Source organism: Mycobacterium basiliense, from assembly GCF_900292015.1.
Lineage (GTDB): Bacteria > Actinomycetota > Actinomycetes > Mycobacteriales > Mycobacteriaceae > Mycobacterium > Mycobacterium basiliense.
In genome coordinates, this window is record NZ_LR130759.1 from 3,921,665 (window position 1) to 3,946,266 (window position 24,602).

Annotated in this window: 23 protein-coding genes and 2 tRNA genes; 11 read left to right on the forward strand and 14 right to left on the reverse strand. The window is 64.6% G+C overall.

All coding sequences use genetic code 11. The features are described 5' to 3' along the window. Positions 1-7: 7 nt before the first annotated feature. From MB901379_RS16435 to MB901379_RS16465, 7 genes are all read right to left on the reverse strand, one after another. Entirely contained in the window at positions 8-496 is a 489-nt protein-coding gene (locus MB901379_RS16435; protein WP_158017600.1) for a MaoC family dehydratase, read from the reverse strand. Next, complete coding sequence (locus tag MB901379_RS16440) at positions 493-1,659, reverse strand: acyl-CoA dehydrogenase family protein (protein ID WP_158017601.1); 1,167 nt, start codon at positions 1,657-1,659, stop codon at positions 493-495. Before MB901379_RS16440 ends, MB901379_RS16435 begins: the two co-directional genes overlap by 4 nt. Beyond that, positions 1,656-3,653 carry an acetyl/propionyl/methylcrotonyl-CoA carboxylase subunit alpha gene (locus MB901379_RS16445; RefSeq protein WP_158019252.1) on the reverse strand — a complete coding sequence of 666 codons (1,998 nt, stop codon included), beginning with the start codon at positions 3,651-3,653 and terminating at the stop codon, positions 1,656-1,658. The genes MB901379_RS16440 and MB901379_RS16445 overlap by 4 nt, the downstream gene beginning before the upstream one ends. A 4-nt stretch (positions 3,654-3,657) precedes the next feature. Beyond that, the gene (locus MB901379_RS16450; protein WP_158017602.1) at positions 3,658-5,238 is read right to left on the reverse strand and encodes a carboxyl transferase domain-containing protein; all 1,581 of its coding nucleotides are present in this window, start codon (positions 5,236-5,238) and stop codon (positions 3,658-3,660) included. After that, positions 5,235-5,882, reverse strand: a complete 648-nt coding sequence (locus MB901379_RS16455; protein WP_158017603.1) for a CoA transferase subunit B — start codon at positions 5,880-5,882, stop codon at positions 5,235-5,237. The genes MB901379_RS16450 and MB901379_RS16455 overlap by 4 nt, the downstream gene beginning before the upstream one ends. A gap of 94 nt (positions 5,883-5,976) precedes the next feature. After that, the gene (locus MB901379_RS16460) at positions 5,977-6,723 is read right to left on the reverse strand and encodes a CoA transferase subunit A (protein ID WP_158017604.1); all 747 of its coding nucleotides are present in this window, start codon (positions 6,721-6,723) and stop codon (positions 5,977-5,979) included. 125 nt (positions 6,724-6,848) lie between these two features. Further along, a complete protein-coding gene (locus MB901379_RS16465; protein ID WP_158019253.1) occupies positions 6,849-8,417 on the reverse strand; it encodes an AMP-binding protein in 1,569 nt (522 codons plus the stop codon). 187 nt (positions 8,418-8,604) lie between these two features. Between MB901379_RS16465 and MB901379_RS16470 the strand changes: the two genes are divergently transcribed. After that, positions 8,605-9,246, forward strand: coding sequence for an SACE_7040 family transcriptional regulator (locus MB901379_RS16470; RefSeq protein ID WP_158017605.1), 642 nt, complete (start codon positions 8,605-8,607; stop codon positions 9,244-9,246). Positions 9,247-9,380: 134 nt separating this feature from the next. Further along, the gene (locus MB901379_RS16475; protein ID WP_158017606.1) at positions 9,381-10,178 is read left to right on the forward strand and encodes an MmpS family transport accessory protein; all 798 of its coding nucleotides are present in this window, start codon (positions 9,381-9,383) and stop codon (positions 10,176-10,178) included. On the opposite strand, the gene MB901379_RS16480 is transcribed toward MB901379_RS16475, so the two are convergent. Then, a complete protein-coding gene (locus MB901379_RS16480; protein WP_158017607.1) occupies positions 10,175-11,503 on the reverse strand; it encodes an MFS transporter in 1,329 nt (442 codons plus the stop codon). The two genes, MB901379_RS16475 and MB901379_RS16480, sit on opposite strands and share 4 nt — an antisense overlap. 313 nt (positions 11,504-11,816) lie before the next feature. Here MB901379_RS16480 and cmrA point away from each other — a divergent pair, with 313 nt between their 5' ends. Next, complete coding sequence (gene cmrA / locus MB901379_RS16485) at positions 11,817-12,623, forward strand: mycolate reductase (protein WP_158017608.1); 807 nt, start codon at positions 11,817-11,819, stop codon at positions 12,621-12,623. Between the two features lie 4 nt (positions 12,624-12,627). Here the strand turns inward: cmrA and MB901379_RS16490 are convergent, their stop codons facing one another. Further along, complete coding sequence (locus tag MB901379_RS16490; protein ID WP_158017609.1) at positions 12,628-14,229, reverse strand: helicase HerA-like domain-containing protein; 1,602 nt, start codon at positions 14,227-14,229, stop codon at positions 12,628-12,630. Between the two features lie 109 nt (positions 14,230-14,338). On the opposite strand from MB901379_RS16490, the gene orn reads away from it, so the two are divergent. Further along, positions 14,339-14,986, forward strand: coding sequence for an oligoribonuclease (orn, locus tag MB901379_RS16495; protein WP_158017610.1), 648 nt, complete (start codon positions 14,339-14,341; stop codon positions 14,984-14,986). Positions 14,987-15,038: 52 nt separating this feature from the next. Then, positions 15,039-15,114 (forward strand) — tRNA-His (locus MB901379_RS16500). Positions 15,115-15,156: 42 nt separating this feature from the next. Here the strand turns inward: MB901379_RS16500 and MB901379_RS16505 are convergent. Beyond that, positions 15,157-16,353, reverse strand: coding sequence for a L,D-transpeptidase (locus MB901379_RS16505; RefSeq protein ID WP_158017611.1), 1,197 nt, complete (start codon positions 16,351-16,353; stop codon positions 15,157-15,159). 225 nt (positions 16,354-16,578) lie between these two features. On the opposite strand from MB901379_RS16505, the gene MB901379_RS16510 reads away from it, so the two are divergent. Then, positions 16,579-16,651: transfer RNA gene (locus MB901379_RS16510), tRNA-Lys, on the forward strand. A 21-nt stretch (positions 16,652-16,672) separates the two neighbouring features. Here the strand turns inward: MB901379_RS16510 and MB901379_RS16515 are convergent. Beyond that, positions 16,673-17,242 carry a TetR family transcriptional regulator gene (locus MB901379_RS16515; RefSeq protein ID WP_158017612.1) on the reverse strand — a complete coding sequence of 190 codons (570 nt, stop codon included), beginning with the start codon at positions 17,240-17,242 and terminating at the stop codon, positions 16,673-16,675. 76 nt (positions 17,243-17,318) lie between these two features. Between MB901379_RS16515 and MB901379_RS16520 the strand changes: the two genes are divergently transcribed. Then, positions 17,319-18,197 carry a lysophospholipid acyltransferase family protein gene (locus MB901379_RS16520; RefSeq protein ID WP_158017613.1) on the forward strand — a complete coding sequence of 293 codons (879 nt, stop codon included), beginning with the start codon at positions 17,319-17,321 and terminating at the stop codon, positions 18,195-18,197. A 126-nt stretch (positions 18,198-18,323) separates the two neighbouring features. On the opposite strand, the gene MB901379_RS16525 is transcribed toward MB901379_RS16520, so the two are convergent. Further along, positions 18,324-18,551, reverse strand: coding sequence for a DUF3618 domain-containing protein (locus MB901379_RS16525; RefSeq protein WP_158017614.1), 228 nt, complete (start codon positions 18,549-18,551; stop codon positions 18,324-18,326). Positions 18,552-18,657: 106 nt separating this feature from the next. Here MB901379_RS16525 and bcp point away from each other — a divergent pair, with 106 nt between their 5' ends. Next, positions 18,658-19,131 (forward strand): thioredoxin-dependent thiol peroxidase, encoded by a 474-nt coding sequence (gene bcp / locus MB901379_RS16530; RefSeq protein ID WP_158017615.1) that lies wholly within the window; start codon positions 18,658-18,660, stop codon positions 19,129-19,131. Here the strand turns inward: bcp and MB901379_RS16535 are convergent, their stop codons facing one another. Further along, on the reverse strand, positions 19,132-20,424 hold the full coding sequence (locus MB901379_RS16535) for a dipeptidase (RefSeq protein WP_232022139.1): 1,293 nt from the start codon (positions 20,422-20,424) through the stop codon (positions 19,132-19,134). A 74-nt stretch (positions 20,425-20,498) separates the two neighbouring features. Between MB901379_RS16535 and macS the strand changes: the two genes are divergently transcribed. The 3 genes from macS to MB901379_RS16550 are packed head-to-tail and all read left to right on the forward strand — an operon-like array spanning position 20,499 to position 24,149. Continuing rightward, positions 20,499-21,644 (forward strand): MacS family sensor histidine kinase, encoded by a 1,146-nt coding sequence (gene macS, locus MB901379_RS16540; RefSeq protein ID WP_158017617.1) that lies wholly within the window; start codon positions 20,499-20,501, stop codon positions 21,642-21,644. Then, positions 21,637-22,293, forward strand: coding sequence for a response regulator (locus MB901379_RS16545; protein WP_158017618.1), 657 nt, complete (start codon positions 21,637-21,639; stop codon positions 22,291-22,293). The genes macS and MB901379_RS16545 overlap by 8 nt, the downstream gene beginning before the upstream one ends. Positions 22,294-22,352: 59 nt before the next feature. Then, complete coding sequence (locus MB901379_RS16550; protein ID WP_158017619.1) at positions 22,353-24,149, forward strand: DUF2339 domain-containing protein; 1,797 nt, start codon at positions 22,353-22,355, stop codon at positions 24,147-24,149. 18 nt (positions 24,150-24,167) lie between these two features. On the opposite strand, the gene acpS is transcribed toward MB901379_RS16550, so the two are convergent. Then, on the reverse strand, positions 24,168-24,560 hold the full coding sequence (acpS, locus tag MB901379_RS16555) for a holo-ACP synthase AcpS (protein ID WP_158017620.1): 393 nt from the start codon (positions 24,558-24,560) through the stop codon (positions 24,168-24,170). Positions 24,561-24,602 lie beyond the last annotated feature (42 nt).

Below are 24,602 nucleotides of genomic sequence, written 5' to 3' on the forward strand. Positions count from 1 at the left end.
CGCCTCCTTAGACTGGCCGCTTTTGTACCAGCGTGGTCCGCACCGCGCGTGCGACGACCTCGCCATGCTGGTTGCGAGCTGTGTGCTCGAGGGTGACAATGCCCTCATCGGGACGGCTGTTCGATTCCCGCTTGCCCGTACACACCGTCTCCGCGTACAGGGTGTCGCCGTGAAAAACCGGCTTGGGAAACGACACCTCGGAAAAGCCGAGATTGGCCACGATGGTGCCTAACGTCAGCTGCGCCACCGACAACCCCACCAGGGTGGACAAGGTGAACATCGAGTTCACCAATCGCTCACCCCCAAAGCCCGGCTGCTCGGCGGCCCACGCGGCATCGAGGTGCAGCGACTGGGTGTTCATCGTCAGCGTGGTGAACAAGACGTTGTCGGCTTCGGTGACGGTGCGACCGGGCCGGTGCAGGTACCTCGTGTCGATCTCGAACTCTTCGAACCATAACCCGCGCTGGACAACAGACTTGCCGGGCCGCTCGGTCATGCCAGACCCAGCGAGCGCGCGATCAGCATCAGCTGAACCTCGGTGGTGCCCTCGCCAATCTCCAGAATCTTGCTGTCGCGGTAGTGACGGGCCACTGGGTATTCGTTCATGAAGCCGTAGCCGCCATGGATTTGGGTGGCATCACGTGCATTATCCATCGCCGCCTCCGAGGAAATCATCTTCGCGATCGCCGCCTCCTTCTTGAACGGCTTGCCCGCCACCATCCTTGCCGCCGCCTCGTAGTACGCCGTGCGGGCCACGTGGGCACGCGCCTCCATCCGCGCGATCTTGAAGCTGATCGCCTGGTACGAACCGATTGGGCGGCCAAACGATTCCCGTTCCTTGGCGTACTTGACGCTCTCGTCGACGCAGCCCTGCGCCACCCCGGTAGCTAGCGCAGCGATCGCGATCCGCCCCTCGTCGAGGATCGACAAAAAGTTCGCGTAGCCGGTTCCACGGGCACCGAGCAGGTTCTCCTCGGGCACTCGCGCATCGGTGAACGTCAGCGGGTGGGTGTCCGAGGCGTTCCAGCCGACCTTGTTATAGACCGGTTCCACAATGAATCCCGCTGTGCCGCTGGGCACGATGATCGTTGAGATTTCCTTCTTGCCATCGGCGATGCTTCCCGTGACCGCGGTGACGGTGACCAGCGACGTAATGTCGGTGCCGGAATTGGTGATGAATTGCTTGCTGCCGTTGATGATCCACTCACCACCCTCGAGCCGGGCGGAGGTGCGAGTGCTGCCGGCATCCGAACCCGCCCCCGGCTCGGTGAGTCCGAAGCCGGCCAGCGCGCGGCCCGCAATCAGGTCCGGTAGCCAGGTTTGCTTCTGCTCCTCGGTGCCGAAGCGGTAGATCGGCATCGCACCCAGGCCCACCGCCGCCTCGAGCGTGATCGCTACCGACTGGTCGACCTTGCCCAGTTCTTCTAACGCCAACGCCAACGCGAAGTAGTCGCCGCCCATTCCGCCGTATTCTTCTGGGAACGGTAGGCCGAACAGTCCCATCTCCCCCATCTTCGCCACGACTTCGTACGGGAAGCTGTGCTCCTCATCGTGTTTGGCTGAAACCGGCGCCACCACGGTACGGGCGAATTCTGCGACCGTGTCGCGAAGCTCTTCGTATTCCTTCGCTAACGTCCCTGCGGTCATCGTTGTTGTCATGGTCCTTCATCCTTGGTCTCGGCGGCTGGAACCAGCCGCGCCAACACCTGATCGACTTTCACCTGATCGCCGACGGAAACCAATAGCTCCACCTGTCCCGAAACCGGCGCGGTGAGTGAATGTTCCATCTTCATCGCCTCGACCACCACCACCACGTCCCCTTCGCCGATCTCCGCGCCGGAGGGGACCTGCACGGCTATCACGCTGCCGGGCATGGGACTGAGAACCTCGGCTTGTCGCTCGCCGCCGTCTCGGTGAATCTTCTGCTCGTCGGCCTCGCGAATGTGCCAGATTCCACGATCGTCGGCGATCCAAAGATGCCGATCGGCTTCCGCCCAATGGTACTCCCGGCGCAACCCGTCCAGGGTTACGCTCATCCGCTCATCGCAGAGATTAATACTGCCACAATGGATTTCACCATCGCCCACCTGCACGCGGGCCGCCTCTGGCAAGCCCCACACCGAGACCGTCTCGGTACGCAAGGACGTGCGCATCGCAGTGCGCACCGGGGCGCTGTCGCCTCCGATGCGCCACCCGGTGGGCGCTGCCCACAGGTTGCCCGCGCGTCGCGCCCTCGCAGCCAAGGCCCATTGGACATAGAGGCCGCCCGCGGCGAACACATCTTCGGGCGCGGCCAGCGGCGCAAAATCGGCCAGCCGATGATCGAGCAGTGCGGTGTCCAGGTCCCCGGCCTGCACCCGGTCGTCGGCAAGCAGGAAGCGGAGAAATTCGACGTTGGTTTGCACACCCAGCACCGCGGTGTGTGCCAGCGCCTGGTCCAGGCGCGCCAGTGCCTGATCCCGGTTGATTCCGTGCGCGATCACCTTGCTCAGCATCGGGTCGTAGTCGCTGCCCACCACGGTCCCGCTCAGCAGCGACGAGTCCACCCGCACACCCGCTCCGGACGGTTCGAGCAGCTGCAGCACCCGGCCGCCGGTCGGCAGGAATCCCCGTGCGGGGTCCTCGGCGTACACGCGGGCTTCGATCGCGTGCCCGCGGAGCTCGACGTCGCCTTGGGTCAAAGCCAGCTTTTCACCGGCGGCCACCCGCAATTGCCACTCCACCAGGTCGAGTCCGGTGACCGCCTCGGTGACCGGATGCTCCACTTGCAGACGGGTGTTCATCTCCATGAAGAAAAACTCGTCCGGGCGTTCGGCGGAGACAATGAACTCCACGGTTCCGGCGCCGACGTAGTCGACACTGCGGGCGGTGTTGCACGCCGCGGCACCGATCCGGGCCCGAGATTGCGCGTCCAGCAGCGGCGACGGTGCCTCCTCGATGACCTTCTGGTGGCGCCGCTGCAGACTACACTCACGTTCACCGAGATGGATCACGTTGCCATGGCTATCAGCGAGAATTTGGACCTCGATGTGCCTGGGCCGCAGCACAAATCGCTCCAAGAACAGGGTGTCGTCACCGAACGATGCGGCGGCCTCGCGCCGTGCGCCGACCAACGCTTCTCGCAGCCGCGCCGGCTCCTCCACCAGCCGCATACCCTTGCCGCCGCCACCGGCAGAAGGCTTGATCAGCACCGGATAGCCGACCTCCTCGGCCGCGGTGACCAGGTCGTCGTCGCTCAGCCCGGAACGCGCCACCCCGGGAACCACAGGAACGTCGAAGGCGGCGACCGCGTTTTTCGCGGTGATCTTGTCGCCCATCACCTCAATCGCGCGCGCCGGCGGCCCGATGAACACCACACCTGCGCTCTCGCAGGCCGCCGCAAAATCATCGCTCTCGGAAAGAAACCCGTAGCCGGGATGGATTGCCTGAGATCCCGTGCGCTTCGCGGCATCAAGCACCTTGTCGATATCCAGATAGCTTTGGCGTGCGGCGGCCGGCCCGAGCCGTACGGCGGTATCGGCCTCCAGGACATGGCGCGCGCCGGCATCGGGATCGCTGTAGACGGCGACCGACCCGATGCCCAGCCGGCGCAAGGTCCGGATCACCCGCACGGCGATCTCGCCTCGGTTCGCTACTAGTACGGTGTCGAACATCACTTCACATCCGAAAGACGCCGTAGGAGACCGGCTCTAGCGGTGCGTGAGCGCATACCGAAAGTGCGAGTCCAACAACCATTCTGGTGTCAGCGGGGTCTATGATTCCGTCGTCCCATATGCGCGCGGTGGAATAGTAGGGATTGCCCTGATCCTCATACTGAGTACGGATCGGTGCCTTGAATTCCTCTTCCTCGTCGGGAGACCAGGGCGTGCCGGCCGCACTGAGCTGCTCGCCCCGCACTGTGGCCAGCACCGAGGCTGCCTGTTCTCCGCCCATCACCGAGATCCGCGCGTTCGGCCACATCCAGAGAAAGCGCGGAGAATACGCGCGTCCGCACATCGAATAGTTGCCCGCGCCATAGGATCCGCCGATCACTACGGTCAGCTTCGGCACGCGCGCACAGGCCACCGCGGTGACCATCTTGGCTCCGTGCTTGGCAATGCCCCCAGCCTCGTAGTCGCGACCGACCATGAATCCGGCGATGTTCTGCAGAAACAGCAACGGGATCTTCCGCCTGTCACACAGTTCGATGAAATGCGCTCCCTTGAGCGCGGATTCACTGAACAGGACGCCATTGTTGGCGACGATGCCGACCGGGTGGCCATGGATACGTGCGAAGGCAGTAACCAGCGTCTTCCCGTATTTGGTCTTAAATTCGCTGAATTCGCCACCGTCCACCAACCGCACGATGACCTCGTGCACGTCGTAGGGCACCCGCGGATCGGGCGGCACCACATCATAGAGCTCGGCCTGGTCGTGTTTGGGCTCCAGCGGCGGGCCCGCATCCCATTGGGCCGGGTCTCGCGGTCCGAAGGTAGCCGCGATCGAGCGGACGATGCGCAGTGCATGTTCGTCGTCGTCGGCCAGGTGGTCGGTAACGCCCGATACCCGCGAATGCAGGTCTCCGCCACCGAGGTCCTCGGCGGAGACGATCTCGCCGGTGGCGGCCTTGACCAGGGGTGGACCGCCGAGGAAGATTGTGCCCTGCTCGCGGACGATGACCGCCTCGTCACTCATCGCCGGCACGTACGCGCCGCCTGCCGTGCACGAACCCAGTACCGCCGCCACCTGCGGAATGCCCTTGGCGCTCATGGTCGCCTGGTTGTAGAAGATCCGCCCGAAGTGTTCCCGGTCCGGAAACACCTCGTCCTGGCGTGGCAAGAAGGCGCCACCGGAGTCGACTAGGTAGATACACGGCAACCGGTTCTGTAGCGCAACCTCCTGGGCGCGCAGATGCTTCTTGACCGTCATCGGGTAGTAGGTACCGCCCTTAACGGTCGCGTCATTGGCGACGATCACACACTCGCGCCCGGATACCGGGCCGATCCCGGTGATGATTCCCGCACCGGGAGATTCGTCGCCGTACATATCATCTGCGGCTAGCGGAGAGAGTTCGAGGAATGGGCTCCCGGGGTCGAGTAGCCGGTCCACCCGCTCCCGCGGCAACAGCTTGCCCCGGCTGACGTGACGCTCGCGGGCACGTTCATTACCGCCCAGAGCCGCGGACGCGAGCTTAGCGTTCAATTCGGCCAGTAGCCGCCGATGTTCGTCGGCGAACGATGGCGCGGCGATGGTTGTCATCGTTTTGCCGAATCCCGAAGTACCAGGGGCGGTTGAGTTTTCGCGACAACTTCCGCAATTGACACGTCAGGGGCGGTCTCGATCAGGTGTAGGCCGTCGTCGCAGACGTCGATGACCGCGAGCTCGGTGACAATGCGATTCACACAGCCGACACCGGTCAATGGCAAGGTGCAGCGTTCCAGGATCTTGGGGCTGCCGTCCTTGGCCGCGTGCTCCATCATCACAATCACCGTACGGGCGCCGTGCACCAGGTCCATCGCACCGCCCATGCCCTTGACCATTTTGCCTGGAATCATCCAGTTGGCCAGGTCGCCGGCGACCGAGACCTGCATGGCGCCAAGGACTGCAACGTCAAGATGGCCGCCGCGAATGATGCCGAATGAGGTCGACGAGCCGAAGAACGCCGCACCCGGCAACGTGGTCACCGTCTCTTTGCCCGCATTGATCAGGTCAGCGTCGAGATCCTCGCGCCTGGGGTAGGGGCCGACGCCGAGGATCCCGTTCTCCGAGTGCAGGACAACGGTGACACCTTCGGGAATGTGGTTGGGGATCAGGGTAGGCATTCCGATGCCGAGGTTGACGTATTGGCCGTCCTCGAATTCGGCCGCCACCCGTGCGGCCATGCCGTCTCTGCTCCAGCTCATTTCGCGCCACCCCACCTCATCGCCGTTGGCTCGGCAAGCGCGCCGGCATGACCCTCGGTCAAGCAAGACCCCCACCGCACAGTTGTCGGGACCGTCACGACCGTACCGTCTCTTTCTCGATCCGCTTGGGGGGATTGGGCACGTGGACCACCCGTTGTACGAACACCCCCGGGGTGTGCACTGTGGCAGGGTCGATCTCTCCGGGCTCGACGAGGTGTTCAACTTCGGCGATCGTGATCCTGCCTGCCGGGGCGCATTCGGGGTTGAAGTTGGCGGCCGAGTGCCGATACACCAGGTTGCCGTACCGATCACCCTTCCAGGCATGCACCAACGCGAAGTCGGTGCGGATCCCACGCTCAAGAACATAGGTGACACCGTCGAACTCGCGGGTTTCCTTGGGCGGCGACACCGCCGCAACCTCGCCGGACGCGTCGTAGCGCCACGGCAGCCCACCGTCGGCGATTTGGGTGCCGACCCCGGCCGGCGTGTAAAAGCCCGGGATACCCATGCCCCCGGCGCGCAGCCGCTCGGCCAGCGTGCCCTGCGGGGTTAGTTCCACCTCGAGTTCTCCGGATAGAAACTGGCGGGCAAATTCCTTGTTCTCACCCACGTAGGAGGAGATGGTCCGGCGAATTCTTTTGTTCTGCAACAACACCCCCAACCCGATGCCGTCGACCCCGCAGTTGTTCGACACCGTTTCCAGGGCGGTGACTCCGCTGTCCGCCAGCGCCGCGATCAGCGCCTCCGGGATCCCGCAGAGCCCGAACCCCCCGACCGCCAGGGACGACCCGTCGGCTATGTCTGCTACCGCCTCGGCGGCGGTAGCCACCACCTTGTCCATTACTGCACAGTCTCCTCGCCGTCGGGCCGGGCCGGATAATTTCAGTTAATCTTCATTAACTGGAGCCTGAGGATACCATCGCCTGCTCGGTGCGTAAAGGGACGGTAGCCGGCGCTCACCACTGCTCAGCGCCGACTTCGCAAGTAGTCGATCGCCTGCTGTCGCATTTCGACCTTGCGGACCTTGCCGGTAACGGTCATCGGGAACTCCTCGACTATCCGCAGATACCGCGGAATCTTGAACCTGGCGATCTGATCCGCACAAAATTCGTGGAGTCGCTCGATGGTCAACTCCGGCGCCCCGTCCCGTAACTTGATCACCGCCATGAGCTCTTCGCCCAACCGTTCGTCAGGAACCCCGATGACGTGCGCGTCCACGATATCCGGATGCGTGTAGAGGCACTCCTCGATTTCGCGCGGCGAGATGTTCTCCCCGCCCCGGATGACGATGTCTTTAATCCGGCCAGTGATCTGCACGTACCCGCAGGAATCCATCGCAGCCAGATCCCCGGTATGCATCCAGCCATCCGCATCGATCACCTCAGCGGTCCGCTCGGGATCATTCCAATAGCCGGACATCACCGAATAGCCCCGGGTGCAAAATTCACCGGCGTTGCCGCGGGGCACCGTTTCACCGGTGAGCGGGTCCACCACCTTGATCTCCAGGTGCGGGCCGGCCCGACCAACCGTGGCAACGCGTCGCTCCAGCGAATCGTCGGTACGCGTCTGGGTGGAAACCGGTGATGTTTCCGTCATGCCATAACAAATCGAGATCCCTTGCATGTGCATGCTTTTGATCACTTTGCGCATCACCTCCACCGGACAGGTCGAGCCCGCCATGATCCCGGTACGCAGGCTGGTCAGGTCGTAGTCGGCAAAGTCCGGCAGACCGAGTTCGGCGATGAACATCGTCGGCACACCATAAAGGCTGGTGCACCGCTCGGCCTGCACCGCCCGCAGGGTGGCCGCCGGATCGAAGCCAGGCGCCGGAATCACCATGCAGGCACCGTGGCTAGTAGCCGCCAAATTGCCCATCACCATGCCGAAGCAGTGATAGAAGGGCACCGGGATACATATCCGATCACCGGCGGTGTACTGCAGCAGCTCGCCCACCAAATAACCATTGTTGAGGATATTGCGGTGGGTTAGCGTGACGCCTTTCGGGTATCCCGTTGTGCCGGAAGTGTATTGGAGGTTGATCGGATCCGCGGCGGCCAGCTTTGCGGCAACTTTCCGCAACGCATTCCGGTCGGTATCCGGCCCGGCCAGCTGGTGCCAGAGGTCGCCTTCCAAAATCACCACATCGCGCAGGTCCGGGCAACGCGGCGCCACATCGGCCAATATCGCGGTGTAGTCCGTGTCTTTGAACCCACGCGCGGCAAAGACCAGCGCCACGCCCGATTGCCTTAGCGCATACTCCAATTCGCGAGCGCGGTAGGCCGGGTTGAGCGTCACCAGAATTGCGCCGATTTCAGCGGTCGCGTACTGCACCAACACCCATTCCCACCGGTTCGGCGCCCAGATGCCCACCCGATCGCCGACGCCGATGCCGGCTGCGATCAACCCTGTAGCCAGCCGGCGCACGTCGGCCAACAGTTCGGCATAACTCCATCGGCGCCCCGCGTGGACGTCGACCAGCGCGCCGTTGTCCCCGTGCGTGGCAGCGGCAGCGGCAAGATTGGCGCCGATGGTCATCCCGAGCAGCGCGGGTGTGCTTGGACCCTGTTCATAGGAGAGGTCACAGGAAACCCGACTATGGTCTGCGGCCACGGTTCCTCCGCCTGCTGCTCACCGCGCGACTTCGAGTTAATACCGAATAACTCGTGCTACGTTAGTGACGATTAACCGAAGTGTCCAGGACGAGTTGTGTACGGAGGCCGTCATGACAGCGTCCACTCCGGACCGCCAGCCCCCCGGGCCCGATACCCCCAGCCGCCGCAGTCAGCTGAAGTCGGACCGTCGCTTGCAACTGCTGTCGGCCGCCGAGCGACTATTCGCCGAACGAGGCTTCCTCGCGGTACGGCTGGAAGACATCGGTGCTGCGGCCGGCATCAGCGGTCCAGCGATCTATCGGCATTTCCCGAACAAGGAGTCATTGCTGGTCGAATTGCTGGTAGGGATCAGTTCGCGACTTCTCGCGGGTGCCGGTGAGGTGACCGCCCGCAACGCAGACGCCGCGGCCGCACTCGATGGACTCATCGATTTTCACCTCGACTTTGCGCTCGGCGAACCCGACCTCATCCGCATCCAGGACCGCGACCTCGGCTACCTACCCGCCGCTGCCGAACGACAGGTGCGCAGAGCCCAGCGGCAATACGTTGAGGTCTGGGTGGGTGTGCTCCGGGAACTCAATCCCGGCCTAGCCGAGGCCGACGCACGGCTGATGGCACACGCCGTGTTCGGGCTGCTGAACTCCACGCCGCACAGTATGAAATCGACCGACACCAAATCGGGGCGCGCGGCGCACTCCCGTGCCGTGATGCGGGCCATGACTGTCGCCGCGCTCATGGCCAACGCTGGGTAGTTTGCCGAACGTTTCGCAGAGCCCGCGGTGAAATGGCGGGAGCAGCCAGGATTTAGGGGGTGTCATCGGAGGTGAGAGCACTCTGGCAGCGCGGGCGCACAAGACTTGGGTACCCTTCAACCCATGAGGTGGGCATGACCGATCCACGTCGACCCCAGCGGTATGGTCCCCCTCAACAGGGGTCTGGACCAACCTGGCCGCAGGGTCCGGTAAACGCGCCGCCCAACGACCCGGCGTATGCCGACCAGGCTCCCTACTCGCCCTACTCGCCGACGTACAGCGGGCATATCCCCCAATGGGCTCAGGGCCCCTACGAACAGAACCCCACCCAGCAGTTACCACCGCAGTACTGGCAACAGGACCAACCCGGGCCCGATGACGTTCTGCGCGACGGTTCGGCATCACCCGACCGTCCGAAAACACCGCGCTGGTTGTGGGTGGCTGCCGGCACCGCCGTAGTGCTGGTCATCGGATTGGTCATCGCGCTGGTAATCGCGAACATCTCCGTCAGAAACCAGACCGCACTCGAACCCTTGCCGCCGATGCCGGGGCCGAGTTCAACATTTCTGCCTCCGACGACACGGAGCTCACCTTCCCCCAGCGCCACGCCGGCACCCACAACGACCAGCGACTCCGGCACCCCAACCGCTACGTCGGCCCCCGCGGCGATGCAGACCGTTGTCTATCAAGTCACGGGCGAAGGCCGCGCCATCAGCGTCACGTATATGGATACCGGCGACGTCATTCAGACCGAGTTCAACGTTGCGCTGCCGTGGAGCAAAGAGGTCAGTCTGTCGAAGTCGGGCGTGCATCCGGCCAGCGTCACGATCGTCAACATCGGCCACAACGTGACCTGCTCGGTTACCGTGGCCGGGGTTCAGGTGCGCCAGCGCACCGGGGTGGGTCTGACGATCTGCGACACCTCCGGCTAGGTCGGCTCGCTTACGACGACGTCGCCTGGCCGCGGAACACGCACCGCCAGCATGCCCAGCAATCCCAACAGCAGCACCAGGCAAATACCTACCAGGCCCGCCCGCACCGCGTTGAACGCATCGACGAACACCGAAAACAACCAGGGCGCCAGGAATGACACCGCCCGGCCCGTCATCGTGTACAAACCGAAGGCAACGCCCTCTTTGCCGTGTTGAGCCATGCGCAGCAACAAGGCGCGCGCGGAGGCCTGCGATGGCCCTACAAATACAGACAACAACAGCCCGCACACCCAGAAGGCCAGCGCACCGGACAGGGTCAACAACGTGAGCGCCGACGCCAGGATGGCGGTCAACGACACGACGATGACCGGCTTGGAGCCAACACGATGGTCAACGAACCCGCCCACCACCGCACCCATCGCGGCCACCAAACTTCCGGCCACACCGAACACCAGCACGTTTGCTTGGGTAAGCCCATAAGCGTTGACGCCCAGTACCGCACCAAAGGCGAATATCCCCGCCAGCCCGTCCCGGAATATCGCACTGGCCATCAGGAAATAGACGAGGTTGCGATCGCGGCGCCATTCGGCGGTGATGTCCGTCCAAAGCCTGCGGTATGCACCCCGCATGCTCGTTGCGGGGCGGGACAATAACCCATGTTCGGGCAGCCGGTGCGCTACCAACAGCAGCGGCAATGCCAATAGCGTCAGCCAAGCCGCCGCCAGCAGCATCGCCGCGCGGACATTGAGCCCGTCCTGACTTGGCAGCTGCAGCAACCCGCGCACGTCACCGGTGCCGGAAACAAAGCCCAGGTAGACCAGTACCAACAACAGAACGCTGCCGGCATAACCCGACGCCCACCCGAGTCCAGAAATACGGCCGGCGGCCTCCGGGGTCGAAACCTGCCGCAGCATCGCGTTGTAGGGAATGCTGGCCAGGTCGGTTGCTGCCACCGTCGCCGCCAGCAACACCAACCCGGGCCACAAATAACCGGGACTGTCGCGGATCAGGAACATCGCCGAGGTCAACGCCACCGCGAGCCCGGTCAACGCAGCCAACGTCGCTCGGCGACGATGCGGTGATTCGACCCACACGCCGACCGCCGGGGCCAGCAGGGCGATGGTCAGCCCGGCAGCGGCCGCTGCCCGGCCCAACCAGCTGGCCGGCGGGGCCCCACCGGGCAAACCCTCCCCAACGGTGCTGGTGAGATAGACGGCGAACACAAAGGTGGCTACGATCGCGCTCAGTCCGGTGGCGCCACAGTCCCACAACGCCCATGCGACTATCCGAGAACGCACATGACCGCCCGAGCTCGGATTTGTCATGTCCGGCACTCTATTGCTAATGGCGCTGACCCGCCGCGCCCGGCTCCCACCGCGCTTGCGATCAACGCGAGCTAATGGCGCTGACCCGCCGCGCCCGGCTCCCACCGCGCTTGCGATCAACGCGAGCTAATGGCGCTGACCCGCCGCGCCCGGCTCCCACCGCGCTTGCGATCAACGCGAGCTAATGGCGCTGACCCGCCGCGCCCGGCTCCCACCGCGCTTGCGATCAACGCGAGCTAATGGCGCTGACCCGCCGCGCCCGGCTCCCACCGCGCTTGCGATCAACGCGAGCACCACTGTTTAACATTGGCTCATGCCGATACCTGCCCCCAGCCCCGAGGCGCGCGCTGTTGTCACCGGAGCGTCGCAAAACATCGGCGAGGCGCTGGCCACGGAGTTGGCCGCCCGCGGGCACAGCCTGATCATCACCGCGCGACGGGAAACGCTGCTCACCGACCTCGCCGCGCGCCTGTCGGAACAGTATCGCGTAGAAGTCGACGTGCGGGCCGCTGACCTCGCCGAACCGACAGAACGCGCGAAACTAGCCCAGGAACTGGCCTCGCGGCCCATCTCGATCCTGTGCGCCAACGCAGGTACCGCGACCTTCGGCCCGATGGCGTCACTCGACCCGGCCGGAGAGCAGGCCCAGGTGCAGCTCAATGCCGTAGCGGTGCACGACCTTACCTTGGCGGTATTGCCAGGCATGGTCGAGCGCAGGGCTGGTGGCATCTTGATTTCTGGTTCGGCAGCAGGCAATTCGCCGATCCCTTATAACGCCACCTATGCCGCCACCAAGGCGTTCGCGAACACATTCAGCGAATCCCTGCGGGGTGAACTGCGAAAGTCCGGGGTGCACGTCACGCTGCTGGCCCCCGGCCCGGTGCGCACCGACCTGCCCGCCGAAGCCGAGGCATCCCTGGTCGAAAGGCTGGTGCCGGACTTCTTGTGGATTTCCACCGAACACACCGCACGGCTATCGCTGGATGCTTTGGAGCGCAACAAGATGCGCGTAGTACCGGGGCTGACGTCCAAGGCCATGTCGGTGGCGAGTCAATACGCCCCACGCGCCATCGTGGCGCCGATAGTCGGCACCTTCTACAAAAAGCTCGGCGGCGAGTAACCGGTTACTTCCGGCGACGCCGCCCAGTGCCGAAAATGCTGCGGGTGATCTCGCGTACTCCGGTCTTGATCGCGCTTTTCACGGTCGGATTTTTCAGAATCTCTTCCCACATCGCGGGGCCCTGTGGCTCCACGGGCGCCGGCATGGGCGGGACTTCGATGTCGTCCGGCCACGGTAGCGGATCGTATTTCCCGCGCGGCACCGGCTTTTCCCGAGACGAGACCGATTCGGCCGGCGCGAGCTTGGTCGTCAGCATCTCGTAGGCGGACGGCCGGTCGATGGTCCGGCCGTACTCGCCCTGCAGCGTGCTGGCCTGCGCTACAGCTGCGATCGCGTCGGCACCGATGGCCCCCATCAGCGACCGGGGTGCCCGCATGCGGGTCCATGCGACCGGCGTCGGAGCGCCCTTCTCCGAAAGCACGGTCACTATCGCCTCCCCGATCCCCAACGAGGTGAGCGCGGACTCCAGTTCGTAGACATCGGTTTTCGGATAGGTACGCACGGTCTTGCTGAGCGCCTTTTGGTCATCGGGGGTGAATGCCCGCAACGCATGCTGAATTCGCGCACCCAGCTGGGAAAGCACAGTGTTGGGCAAATCGGTCGGCAACTGGGTGCAGAAGAACACCCCCACACCCTTGGATCGGATCAACTTGACCGTCTGCTCGACCTGTTCGAGGAAAGCCTTCGATGCGTCGGTGAACAACAAGTGCGCCTCGTCGAAGAAGAACACCAACTTGGGCTTGTCCAGATCCCCCACCTCAGGCAGATAGCTGAACAGGTCGGCCAACACCCACATCAAGAAGGTCGAGAACATCACCGGGCGCAGCGACTGCCCGCTGAACTCGAGCAGCGAGATGATGCCACGGCCCTGGGCATCAACGCGGATCAGATCGTCGGGTTTGAGTTCCGGCTCGCCAAAGAAAGTGTCAGCGCCTTCGGCCTCCAGATTGACCAATGCCCGCAAGATCACGCCGGCGGTGGTGGACGAAACCGCCCCCAGAGATTTCAGTTCAGCCTTGCCCTCATCACTGGTCAGATGGCTGATGACGGCGCGCAAGTCTTTGAGGTCAAGCAGCGGAAGCCCGCGCTGGTCGGCCCAATGGAAGATCAGTCCGAGCGTCGATTCCTGAGTTGCATTGAGCCCCAGAACCTTTGCCAACAAGATAGGGCCGAAGCTGGAAATGGTCGCTCGCACCGGAACGCCGACTCCCCCGGTGCCCAGCGACAGGAACTCCACCGGAAACGCCGTCGGCGCCCAGTCGTCGCCGGTATCTCTGGCCCGCGCTGCCGCCTTGTCGCTGACCTCACTCGCTCGGGACAGACCTGACAGGTCGCCCTTCACGTCAGCCATCAGGACGGCCACGCCTGCGGCGCTCAGCTGTTCGGCGATCAGCTGCAGGGTCTTGGTCTTGCCCGTTCCGGTGGCCCCAGCCACCAAACCGTGCCGATTCACGGTGGCCAGCGGAATGCGAATCGGCGCAGTCGGGTCGACCTCGCCATCGACGACGACGGTGCCCAATTGCAGCGCTTGACCCGCCACGGCATAGCCGGCCGCGATCCGCTGCGCAGGCTTGTCGCGTCCGCCGGCCGCCTGTTCGATGCTCATGGTGCCGCGTCCCTCTCCCCCGTCGTTTGCCCTGCCATAGGGCAAAACATCACCCTACTTGCTGGGGGGACGCAGGGCGCGAGCCCGACGTGGGCTTACTCTGAGCGCTGTGCGTGACGAATTGGTGTGGATCGATTGCGAGATGACCGGACTCGACATTGCCTCGGACAAGCTGATCGAGATTGCGGTTCTGGTCACCGATGCGGATCTAAATATCCTTGGCGACGGGGTCGATGTGGTGATCCACACCGATGACGCGGCGCTCTCATCAATGATCGACGTGGTCGCCGAGATGCACTCGCGCTCGGGGCTAATCGACGAGGTGAAGGCGTCCACCGTCGACCTCGCAACCGCCGAGGCGATGGTGCTCGACTACATCAACGAGCACGTCAAACAGCCCAAGACCGCGCCGCTGGCGGGCAACTCGATCGCTACCGATCGCTCCTTCATCGCTCGCGACATGCCAGCCCTGGACTCGTTTCTGCACTACCGGATGATCGACGTCAGCTCCATCAAGGAACTCTGCCGGCGCTGGTACCCCCGCATTTACTTCGGCCAGCCGCCCAAAGGGCTTTCGCACCGGGCTCTGGCCGACATTCACGAATCCATCCGGGAGCTGCGGTACTACCGTCGCACCGCTTTCGTGCCGCCGCCCGGGCCCTCTACCGGCGAAATTGCCGCGGTGGTCGCCGACCTACAAGGCGAAACCGACGCACCGGAAACAATGGATTCGGCCCAAGAGCGTCCGAGCGGTTAGTATCGACGTCGCCGTTCGTTAGTCCCGCCGGCGGGGCCGGCCGACGGCCATGGTGAGTGTAGTTCAGTTGGTAGAGCACCAGGTTGTGATCCTGGGGGTCGCGGGTTCGAGTCCCGTCACTCACCCCACAGCTCAGCGGGCATTTCTGCTCGCCGACGGGTCAGGCCCCGTCAAGCGTTGGCATTGCCGGCACGCCATTGGTCCCAGGGGATGTTCCAGTCCCCAAGGCCCTCGGTGCCCGGCAGCGTACCGCCCACGGTGTTGACCACCTCGACGATGTCCCCGCGCTTGATGTGGTCGTAGAACCATTCCGCATTGCTTGGGCTCACGTTCAGGCAACCGTGGCTGGTGTTGGTGTGCCCTTGAGCACCCACCGACCACGGCGCCGAGTGCACGAACACCCCGCTATAGGAGATCTGCGTGGCCCAGTTAACGTCGGTGCGATACCCGTTGGGCGAGTTGACGGGAACGCCATAGGTCGAGGAATCCATGATGATGTGGGTGAATCGCGCACCAACGATGTAAACACCGTTAGCGGTCGGGGTGGAGTTCTTACCCATCGAGGTGGGCATCGTCTTGACCACCTCACCGTTGACCCGCACGGTCAGCATCTTGGTGTCGTCGTCTGCGGTCGCGATCACCTCATCGCCGATGGTGAAATGCGTCTTGACGTTGTCTTCGCCGAACATTCCCTCGCCCAGGTCGACACCATAGGCATTGACCGCCACATCAACCGATGTGCCCGGCTTCCAGAAATGCTCGGGACGCCAACGCACTTCGCGGTTGTTCAGCCAGTAGAACGCGCCCTCGACGGGCGGATTGGTGGTGATCTTGATGGCCTTCTGGGCAGCGTGCCGATCGGCAATGTTCTCGTCGAACCGGATCGCCACCGGTTGCCCGATACCGACGACCTCCCCATCGCTCGGGTTGACGTAGGGCATCGTCAGGTGCGCAGGCGAGCTGGTCTGAAACGTCATCTGCCGGGTCGCTACACCCGCGAGCCCGAGCGCCCTCACGTTCAGCGTGTAGCGCCTGTTGTAGCCGAGTTGCTCCGATGTCGACCAGTGCAGACCGTCGGGGCTGAGCTGTCCGCTGATCGACTTACCGTTCTCGTTGACCATGGTGACCGCAGCCAACACACCGTCGGCAACACTGACGGTTACCGGTGCATCCACCGTGACCCCGACGGCCCCGTCCGTCACCGATGCGGTGAGCTTGGGCACCAGCAGGTCGGCGAATGGCGTGCCCTTGTTGAAGATGACGTTCACCGGCGCGGGAGCGCTGCCGCCACCACATGCAACGGCAAAGACAGCAACCGGGACCATGATCGCAGCCAGCCACGATCGACGTCTGCGCAAAGGCGTCATCAAGTGACCTTCCAGATTGTCTCGATTGCTTTGGTCACCGCTGACCGTGGATTGTTCCCCATATTGTAGTGGCACGCTGGCGCACCCCCGGGCAAATATGGCGCCCCCTGAGGTCAAGTGTCGCACTCACCCCCGTCAAACCCCTTCTGAACCCTCTCTGGTCCCGGGATTTCCCCCTGTGCCGCAATGCCTGTTATTGTCGCAACGCGGTCTTGGCCGTCCGACGCGCCGTTAGCTCAGTTGGTAGAGCAGCTGACTCTTAATCAGCGGGTCCGGGGTTCGAAACCCTGACGGCGCACCCATAACGAACACGCACCGATCATGTTGCGGGAGCCACAATGCGGCGCGCGGCCTCCACGGCCGCCGCGCGGCGGGCCGCAATAACGGTGGAATCGGTAGTCACGGCGTCGGGATGGGGCGATTGCGCCCAGGCCAAGCCAACCCCAAATAACAGCACGAGCAAGTCCATCGGACGCCAAGCGGGGTCGACGTGACCGGCGGCTTGGGCGGCCTCGATCACGGCGACGTCGCGAGCCTGAACTGATTCCAGGCCCTCGACCGGAGGGTCGAGCACCAGACCTTCCAGACTGGCCCACGTGATCATCCGCAGGTGCTCCGGTCGCCTGCACGCCAGATCGTAGATATCGCCGACAAATTCCGGGACCGCGTCCGAACGGAGGGTGACGGCGGCAAAGAACTCCTCCATGTCGGCGGCGACCACGCTACGAAACAACGCCTCTTTGTCCTTGAAGTGCGCATAAAGCCGCTCCTTGCTCGCCTCGGCGACCCGCGCAATCCGATCGATGCGCGCGCCGGCCAGCCCGTATTGGGCGAACTCGGACCGCGCGGCGGCCAGGATCGTCTCGCGAAGTTCGCTCGTAGTCCGCACAGCACGATCATATCCATACGAACTAGTTCGTTTGGTAGGGTGGTATCCGACCGACGAAATCCGAGCCGAGGAAGCCATGAATGCACCCATCGATATCGAGGCAGTGACGAACCCCCCACGTCGAGTGCGGCTGCTGCGCAGCGCCCTCGACCGGACCCAGGACGTCATTGCGCCCCTTATCGATCTGTTCCGACCCCACGTCAGCGGTCTCGAAATGTTACCCGCGGATGGCCGATTCTTGTTGGTGGGCAACCACACTCAGTTTATCGGCGGTGAGGTGCTGCTGGTTCCGCACTTCGTGCGTCGCGCGATCGGCACTCGGGTACGCCCGCTGGCCGATCGCCGGTTTGGGCGACACCGCGGATTTGGTCGCGACCTGATGACCGCCTACGGCGGCGTCGTCGGTGCACCGGAAACCGCACGAGAGCTGATGCGCCGCAATGAGACCATCCTGGTATTCCCCGGTGGTGGCCGCGAAATAGCCAAATTCAAAGGCGAGGAATACCACCTGAACTGGGATGGGCGCGCCGGATTCGCCCGCATCGCCATCGAAAACGACTATCCGGTCGTTCCCGTTGGCCTGGTCGGTGGCGACGACGTGTATAAGAGCATGATCACCCGTGACAGTGCGCTCGGACGGCTCAGCCAGGCCATCAGCACTCGCCTGACCGGGCGTTCCGACATGGCCATACCCTTGATGCGCGGCGTCGGACCCACCCTCATCCCCCGGCCCCAGCGGATGTATCTGCGTTTTGGCGGGCCGATCGACACCGCACAACCCGACTGCGTATCGGCCCAGGAGTGGGTCAGCTCCGTGAAGAAAAATACCCAGCAATCACTCGAGACGATACTGGCCGAGTTGCTTGCCATTCGGGCCGACGACCCATTCCACGGGCTCAACCCGTTGGCCTGGACCAGCGCCGTCAAACCCGACCCGTCCGGCGAGCCCGTCTAAAACTCTAGTGCAATAGTCGGTTTCGCAGCCCTTTTGAGTCTGCGGTCGACCTTGGCACCGGTGACTTCCAGCGGCTACGCGACCATGGCCGACATGGCCAACCCTCAGCTTTGCGTCGGCGCTAGGTCAACGGTTCCTGATCTTGCGAATCACCACCACCACGACGACAGAGCCGACACCCACCAAGGTCACGGTCACCGCGGGTTTAGTGACGAATCCGATCACCTTGGCTTTCACGTCATCGGCGAGACGGCGAGGATTGGCGCGCTCGACGAGCGAGTCGACAGTGGTCGCCAGCTGGTCGCGGGCTTGGTCGATGTCCTGCTTGATGGTGTCAGGATCGCGGTCCGCCACGTGTCTGTCCTCCAAGTCTCCCGCTATCCGGCTCATGCACCTGCCCGAACTACCCTAGATCAGCCGGTGCGAATCCCAACGCTCCGGTGAACAGAAAGGACCTACGTTGAGCGAGACCACCCGCCTGGCAACCGGCGACAAAGCGCCCGCCTTCAGCCTGCCCGATGCCGACGGAAAGAAGGTATCGCTGGCCGACTACCGGGGGCGCCGCGTCGTTGTGTATTTCTACCCCGCGGCCTCAACGCCGGGATGCACCAAACAGGCCTGCGACTTCCGCGACAACCTACGCGAACTCAATGACGCCGGCCTCGACGTTGTGGGCATCTCCCCCGACAAGCCGGAGAAGCTCGCCAAGTTCCGAGACGCCGAAAAGCTGACGTTCCCGCTGCTGTCCGATCCCGAACGCAAGGTGTTAACGGCCTGGGGCGCGTACGGGGAGAAGCAGATGTACGGCAAGACCGTCCAGGGCGTGATCCGATCCACGTTCGTCGTCGACGAAACGGGCAAGATCGCTGTTGCCCAGTACAACGTCAAGGCCACCGGCCACGTGGCCAAACTGCGCCGCGACCTGTCGGTCTAATCACGCCAGGTTGGCCAACAGCAGGGCTTCGGCGATCGCGGCCCGCTCCAACACACCCAGGTGCAGGCTTTCGTTGATGCTGTGCGCCTGCGTTGCCGGGTCCTCCACCCCGGTGACAAGGATCTTCGCCTTCGGAAACGCCTCGGCGAATTCGGCGATGAACGGGATAGACCCACCCATCCCCATATCGATCGGGTCGGTACCCCACGCCTGACGAAATGCCGCCCGCGCGGCGTCATAGACCGGCCCACTGGCCGCAATCGCGTAGGGTTGACCGACATCGCCGCGCTCGACCCTCACGTGCGCACCCCAGGGCGTGCGCCGATGCAGGTGCGCTTCCACTGCATCCAGGTGGTCCACGGCGTCCCCACCGGGTGCAACCCGAATGCTGATCTTGGCTCGGGCCCTTGGAATTAGCGTATTCGATGCTGCCGCAATAGATGTGGTGTCAATGCCGATCACGGTGATGGCCGGCTTAGCCCAGAGGCGCTGGGGTACCGAGCCGGAGCCGATTTCGGCTACCCCGTCCAACAGGCCGGAGTCGGCACGCACCCGTTCGGGCGAGTAATCGACGTCGGCGGCGATGCTTTCGTGCAGTCCGGGCACGGCCACGTTGCCGTCATCGTCGTGCAGGCTGGCCAACAGCCGCACCAGCACGCTGAGAGCGTCGGGAACCACTCCGCCCCACAAACCCGAGTGCAACCCGTGGTCCAGCGTGGCGACCTCCACGACGCAGTCGGCCATGCCGCGCAGCGATACCGTCAGGGCCGGCACATCAGTGCTCCAATTATCGGAGTCAGCAATCACGATCACGTCAGCGGCCAACGCGTCGCGGTGCGCGGCGAGCAATCGGCCCAGGGACGGGGATCCGGATTCCTCTTCGCCTTCGACGAAGACTGTCACGCCCACCGGGGGTCGGCCACCGTGCGCCCGAAATGCCGCTAAATGCGTTGCAATTCCTGCCTTGTCGTCGGCGCTGCCCCGGCCGTAGAGCCGCCCATCGCGCTGAGTCGGCTCGAACGGCGGCGAGGCCCATTGGCTTGGGTCGCCCTCGGGCTGCACGTCGTGATGGGCATACAGGAGCACGGTCGGAGCCCCGGGCGGCGCGGGGTACTGCGCGATGACCGCCGGCGCACCCCCTTCACTGACGATCCGAACATCGTCAAAACCGGCTTGCGACAACAAATCCGCTACCGACTTTGCGCTGCGGTGCACCTCGTCGCGCCGCGCAGGGTCGGCCCACACCGATTCAATTCGTATCAGGTCCTCGAGGTCACGCCGCACCGACGGCATAACCTCCCGCACACGCTCCACCAGATCAGTCACGACCCCAGGCTAGCCAACGGCCTCGCTATGCTGAGCCCGTAATGGCGACGCGCGGTCCCGATCCGACGACGCCGCTCTGGCGGGCGGCGCAGCTGTTTCGGCTGCTGAGCTGCGGTTACGCGCTGGGCTTCCAGATCGCGATCAATGCCGATCTGCTGAGACCGAGGCTGGCTTGGGCGCTCTTCGCGGTACTGATCGGCTGGAGCGCGGCCTGCGCGATCGCCTATTTGCGTGGGTTCGGCCGCCGGCCGGCGTGGGTGCTGGCAGAAACCACCGTCGTTGTCCTGCTCATGCTGTCCACCAAGACACTGGCCTCCGGCCAGTGGGCGCTGGACAACCAGACCTGGCCGACAACATTGTGGGCCACCAACGCCACGATTTCGGCGGCCCTGCAGTTCGGCTCGGCCGGCGGCATGTTGACCGGCGTGGTGGTCACCGCCGCCAACGAAGCCGTCAAGGGTTACGTGAACATCAATCTCGGGCGCAGCGCCACCGTCGTCATCGAACTGGCCGTCGGATTGGCCGTGGGTATGGCCGCTCGGACCGCTCGACGCGCGCACGAGGACCTGCAACGAGCGGCCCGCTTATCGGCCGCACTGCAGGAGCGCGAGCGACTGTCCCGACAAGTCCACGATGGCGTGATCCAGGTGCTGGCGCTGGTCTCCAAGAGGGGTCACGAGATCGGTGGCGCCACATCCGAACTGGCCGAGCTCGCCAGCGCACAGGAACGTGCACTGCGCCGATGGGTCACCTCGACCGATAGCGACCGCGATGGCGACAACCCAACGATCGACCTGTGTATCCTGTTACGCCGCAGGGCATCCGACCAGGTGACGATGAGCTTGCCGGCGACACCGGTAACGCTGGCGCGGCAGGTCGCCACCGAGCTGGATGCGGCCGTGGGCAATGCTTTGGACAATGTGCGCCTACACGCCGGGCCGAAAGCCCACGCGTTCGTGCTGCTGGAAGACCTGGGTGACTCGGTCACGGTGAGCGTTCGCGATGACGGTACGGGCATCGCGGTCGGACGACTCGATGAGGCCGCCCGCCAAGGTCGGCTCGGAATCTCGCACTCGATTGTGGGACGGTTGGCTGCACTGGGCGGCAGCGCGCAGCTGACCACGAAGGCGGGCGAGGGCACGGAGTGGGAGTTGCACGTACCGCGCCGGGAGGGATCGCATGGCTGAGCACCAATCACCGACGGTGATGGTCGTCGACGACCATCCCATCTGGCGTGACGCAGTGGCCCGCGACCTCGCCGATGACGGGTTCGCCGTGGTAGCCACCGCCGACGGGGTGGCAGCGGCACGGCGCCGCGCGGAAATCGTCAAGCCCGATGTGGTGGTGATGGACATGCGGCTCGCCGACGGCGACGGCGTGCAGGCGACCGCCGAGGTGCTCGAGGTCTCACCATCCACGCGGGTCTTGGTGTTGTCGGCCTCCGACGAACGCGAAGACGTCTTGGAAGCGGTCAAGGCGGGAGCGACCGGCTACCTGGTCAAGAGCGCGTCGAGGTCGGAACTCAGTGACGCCGTGCGAGCCACCGCGGCGGGCCGAGCTGTATTCACCGCCAGCCTGGCCGGGTTGGTGCTGGGCGAATATCGACGGATCGCCCAAAGCCCGGACTCGGGGCCGGCTCGCCCCAGCCTTACCGAACGAGAGACCGAAGTCTTGCGCTATGTCGCAAAGGGGTTATCCGCCAAGCAGATTGCCGAGAAGCTGTCGCTGAGTCATCGTACGGTCGAAAATCACGTGCAAGCGACCTTCCGCAAGCTGCAAGTCGCAAACCGGGTTGAGGCAACCCGCTACGCGATTGAACACGGGCTCGACGAATAGCCCGAATCTGGGTAGTCCTACTCATCCATGTCGATGCCCCGCCGGGCATGGTAGCCACCATGACCGCGTCGCATCATGCTGTGATCAGCCGGCTTACCGTGGAATTCGACGCCTTATCCCGACAGTTGGCCCGGGTATCTGGCGAGCTCGGCCAGCTTGACCGCCTGATCGCCGAGTCAGCCGGCACACCCCGGTTCGCGCCGCCGCAGCCTACGGCGCCGTACTGGCAGTACTGGGCGCCGGCAGCGATGGCAACACCGGTCGCGGCGCCACCGCGTCCGTATCCTGCACCGCCACCTCGGCAAGAGCCTCCGCCGCGCACCGCACAGCCAACACCACCGGCCGCGCGTGACTCCGGCTGGATCGGCAAGTTGCTGGCCGTCGCGGGGGTAGCGGTGACGTTGATCGGCGTGGCGTTGCTGCTCGTCCTTGCCGCGCAGGCCGGCCTGCTGCGCCCGCAGATCCGGGTCGCCGGTGGCACCCTGCTGTCGATGGCGCTCGTCGGTGTGGGCGCTCGGCTGCGCGGCCGCCCAGGCGGGCGGATCGGCGCGATCGCGTTGGCCGCCACTGGTATTGCCGCGGCCTACCTCGACGTCATCGCACTCACCACCATCTACCAGTGGGTACCGGCACCGATTGGGCTGGCATTGGCCGCGGTGGTCGGCGGCGCTGGTCTAACCTTGGCCCGCCGCTGGGACTCCGAATACCTGAGTGCGCTGGTGCTGATACCACTGATTGGCCTGGCGCCCGTCATCACCGGCGGCGCCGATCTGCTGCTGGTCTGCTTCATGTTGGCGCTGTCGGCCGCCGCGCTGCCGGTGCAATTGGGCAAGGACTGGATTTGGCTACACACCGCCCGGATCGCGGCAACCACCTTGCCGCTGCTGGCAGCCCTGGTCGTCGCCGGGAAGCACGAGCACTCCTGGCTGTTGGGTGGCGCCTGCGGCATCGCCGCGATCCTGGCCATCACCGGCGCCGTGATGGTGTTGCCGGGCACCCGCAACGTGACCGCGCTGGCGCTGCTGACGGCAACCGGCACCCTGCCCGCGTTGACCGCCGCCGTCGCCGTCGATCGCGCCTTCTCCGCGGTGCTGGCGGCCGCCCTGGCTGCAGCGCTGCTGACCATCGTCGCGGTCGGCGGGCCGCCCAGGATCGTAGGCCAGATCTGGTCGTCATGGGCAGCGATTTCGACGCTGGTGGCCGTCACCGTCGCTTGCAACGGCTACGTCGAGGGACCGGTGCTACTCGCGCTGGCCGTCATTGTTGCCCTCGCCGGCCGCCACGATGACCTAGCACGTTGGATCGCAGCCGGTTTCGGTCTCATCGGCACCGGGCTGTTCTACAGCTATGCGCCGCTGCATGCGCTGTTGCGGGCGACGGTGCTGCCGTCGCCGATCTCGGTGTCCACCTTGGCGGCCAGCCTGCTCGTCCTCGCGTTCGCTGTCGTGATGTCCCGAGCCTGCGTCGATGTGGGGCGTCAGAATCCCGATATCCGCCGACTGCTGGGCGCCGGCACCGGGGCACTGATCGTCTACGCCATCACCGCATTTACCGTCACTGCCGGGGTACTCGTCGGCGGTACCGCGGCGGGGTTTCTGGCCGGCCATATGGCGGCCACCATCTGCTGGATCGGTCTGGCGGCCGCGCTGTTCAGCTACGCGCTGCGGCGAGCCGACCGGAAACGCCGCACCGCACCCATTACCGCTGGGCTGGCGTTGACCGCGGCGGCCACCACCAAGCTGTTCCTGTTCGACCTGGCCACGTTGGACGGCATCTTCCGGGTGGCGGCGTTCATTGTGGTGGGTTTGGTGCTGCTGGGCATGGGCACCGGGTACGCCCGCAGCCTCGCCCGCTAGGTGTTCGCGAGCAAAGCGCTAGGCGGTCTCGAGAATGGCCACCGCGGCCGCAGTGTCGCCCTCGTGAGTCAGCGACACATGGATCGTCACATCGGCCAAATGTTTGGCAATGGCGCCAGTCAACCGGACCCGAGGGCGCCCCCACATATCGGTGACCACCTCGATATCGCGGTGGATGTCTTCCGGCAGCACCGGCCGCTGCGCGAACCGCGATCCGGACCAGGCCTTGATCACCGCTTCCTTCGCGGCCCAACGGGCCGCCAAGTGCCGCGCCGCAGAAGAACTCTTGTCCGACGCGTCGCGCCGCTCACCTGGGGTGAACGTCGCAGAGAACACCGTTCCCGGCTGGTCGACCTGCTCGGCGAAGTCAGGGATCGAGACGAGGTCGATCCCCACACCGACGATGCCCATGGACCGCCACGTTAACCGATGGCTAAAAACGTCCCGCAGAGA

Coding starts and splice junctions, on each gene's coding strand:
- MB901379_RS16550 (WP_158017619.1), top strand. CDS start 22,353: ATGACCGCGTCGCATCATGCTGTGATCAGCCGGCTTACCGTGGAATTC.
- MB901379_RS16490 (WP_158017609.1), bottom strand. CDS start 14,229: ATGAGCATCGAACAGGCGGCCGGCGGACGCGACAAGCCTGCGCAGCGG.
- MB901379_RS16460 (WP_158017604.1), bottom strand. CDS start 6,723: ATGGACAAGGTGGTGGCTACCGCCGCCGAGGCGGTAGCAGACATAGCC.
- MB901379_RS16470 (WP_158017605.1), top strand. CDS start 8,605: ATGACAGCGTCCACTCCGGACCGCCAGCCCCCCGGGCCCGATACCCCC.
- MB901379_RS16455 (WP_158017603.1), bottom strand. CDS start 5,882: ATGAGCTGGAGCAGAGACGGCATGGCCGCACGGGTGGCGGCCGAATTC.
- MB901379_RS16480 (WP_158017607.1), bottom strand. CDS start 11,503: ATGACAAATCCGAGCTCGGGCGGTCATGTGCGTTCTCGGATAGTCGCA.
- MB901379_RS16535 (WP_232022139.1), bottom strand. CDS start 20,424: ATGCCGTCGGTGCGGCGTGACCTCGAGGACCTGATACGAATTGAATCG.
- MB901379_RS16450 (WP_158017602.1), bottom strand. CDS start 5,238: ATGACAACCATCGCCGCGCCATCGTTCGCCGACGAACATCGGCGGCTA.
- MB901379_RS16440 (WP_158017601.1), bottom strand. CDS start 1,659: ATGACAACAACGATGACCGCAGGGACGTTAGCGAAGGAATACGAAGAG.
- cmrA (WP_158017608.1), top strand. CDS start 11,817: ATGCCGATACCTGCCCCCAGCCCCGAGGCGCGCGCTGTTGTCACCGGA.
- acpS (WP_158017620.1), bottom strand. CDS start 24,560: ATGGGCATCGTCGGTGTGGGGATCGACCTCGTCTCGATCCCTGACTTC.
- MB901379_RS16445 (WP_158019252.1), bottom strand. CDS start 3,653: ATGTTCGACACCGTACTAGTAGCGAACCGAGGCGAGATCGCCGTGCGG.
- MB901379_RS16545 (WP_158017618.1), top strand. CDS start 21,637: ATGGCTGAGCACCAATCACCGACGGTGATGGTCGTCGACGACCATCCC.
- MB901379_RS16465 (WP_158019253.1), bottom strand. CDS start 8,417: ATGACCATCGGCGCCAATCTTGCCGCTGCCGCTGCCACGCACGGGGAC.
- MB901379_RS16435 (WP_158017600.1), bottom strand. CDS start 496: ATGACCGAGCGGCCCGGCAAGTCTGTTGTCCAGCGCGGGTTATGGTTC.
- macS (WP_158017617.1), top strand. CDS start 20,499: ATGGCGACGCGCGGTCCCGATCCGACGACGCCGCTCTGGCGGGCGGCG.
- MB901379_RS16475 (WP_158017606.1), top strand. CDS start 9,381: ATGACCGATCCACGTCGACCCCAGCGGTATGGTCCCCCTCAACAGGGG.
- MB901379_RS16505 (WP_158017611.1), bottom strand. CDS start 16,353: ATGACGCCTTTGCGCAGACGTCGATCGTGGCTGGCTGCGATCATGGTC.
- MB901379_RS16520 (WP_158017613.1), top strand. CDS start 17,319: ATGAATGCACCCATCGATATCGAGGCAGTGACGAACCCCCCACGTCGA.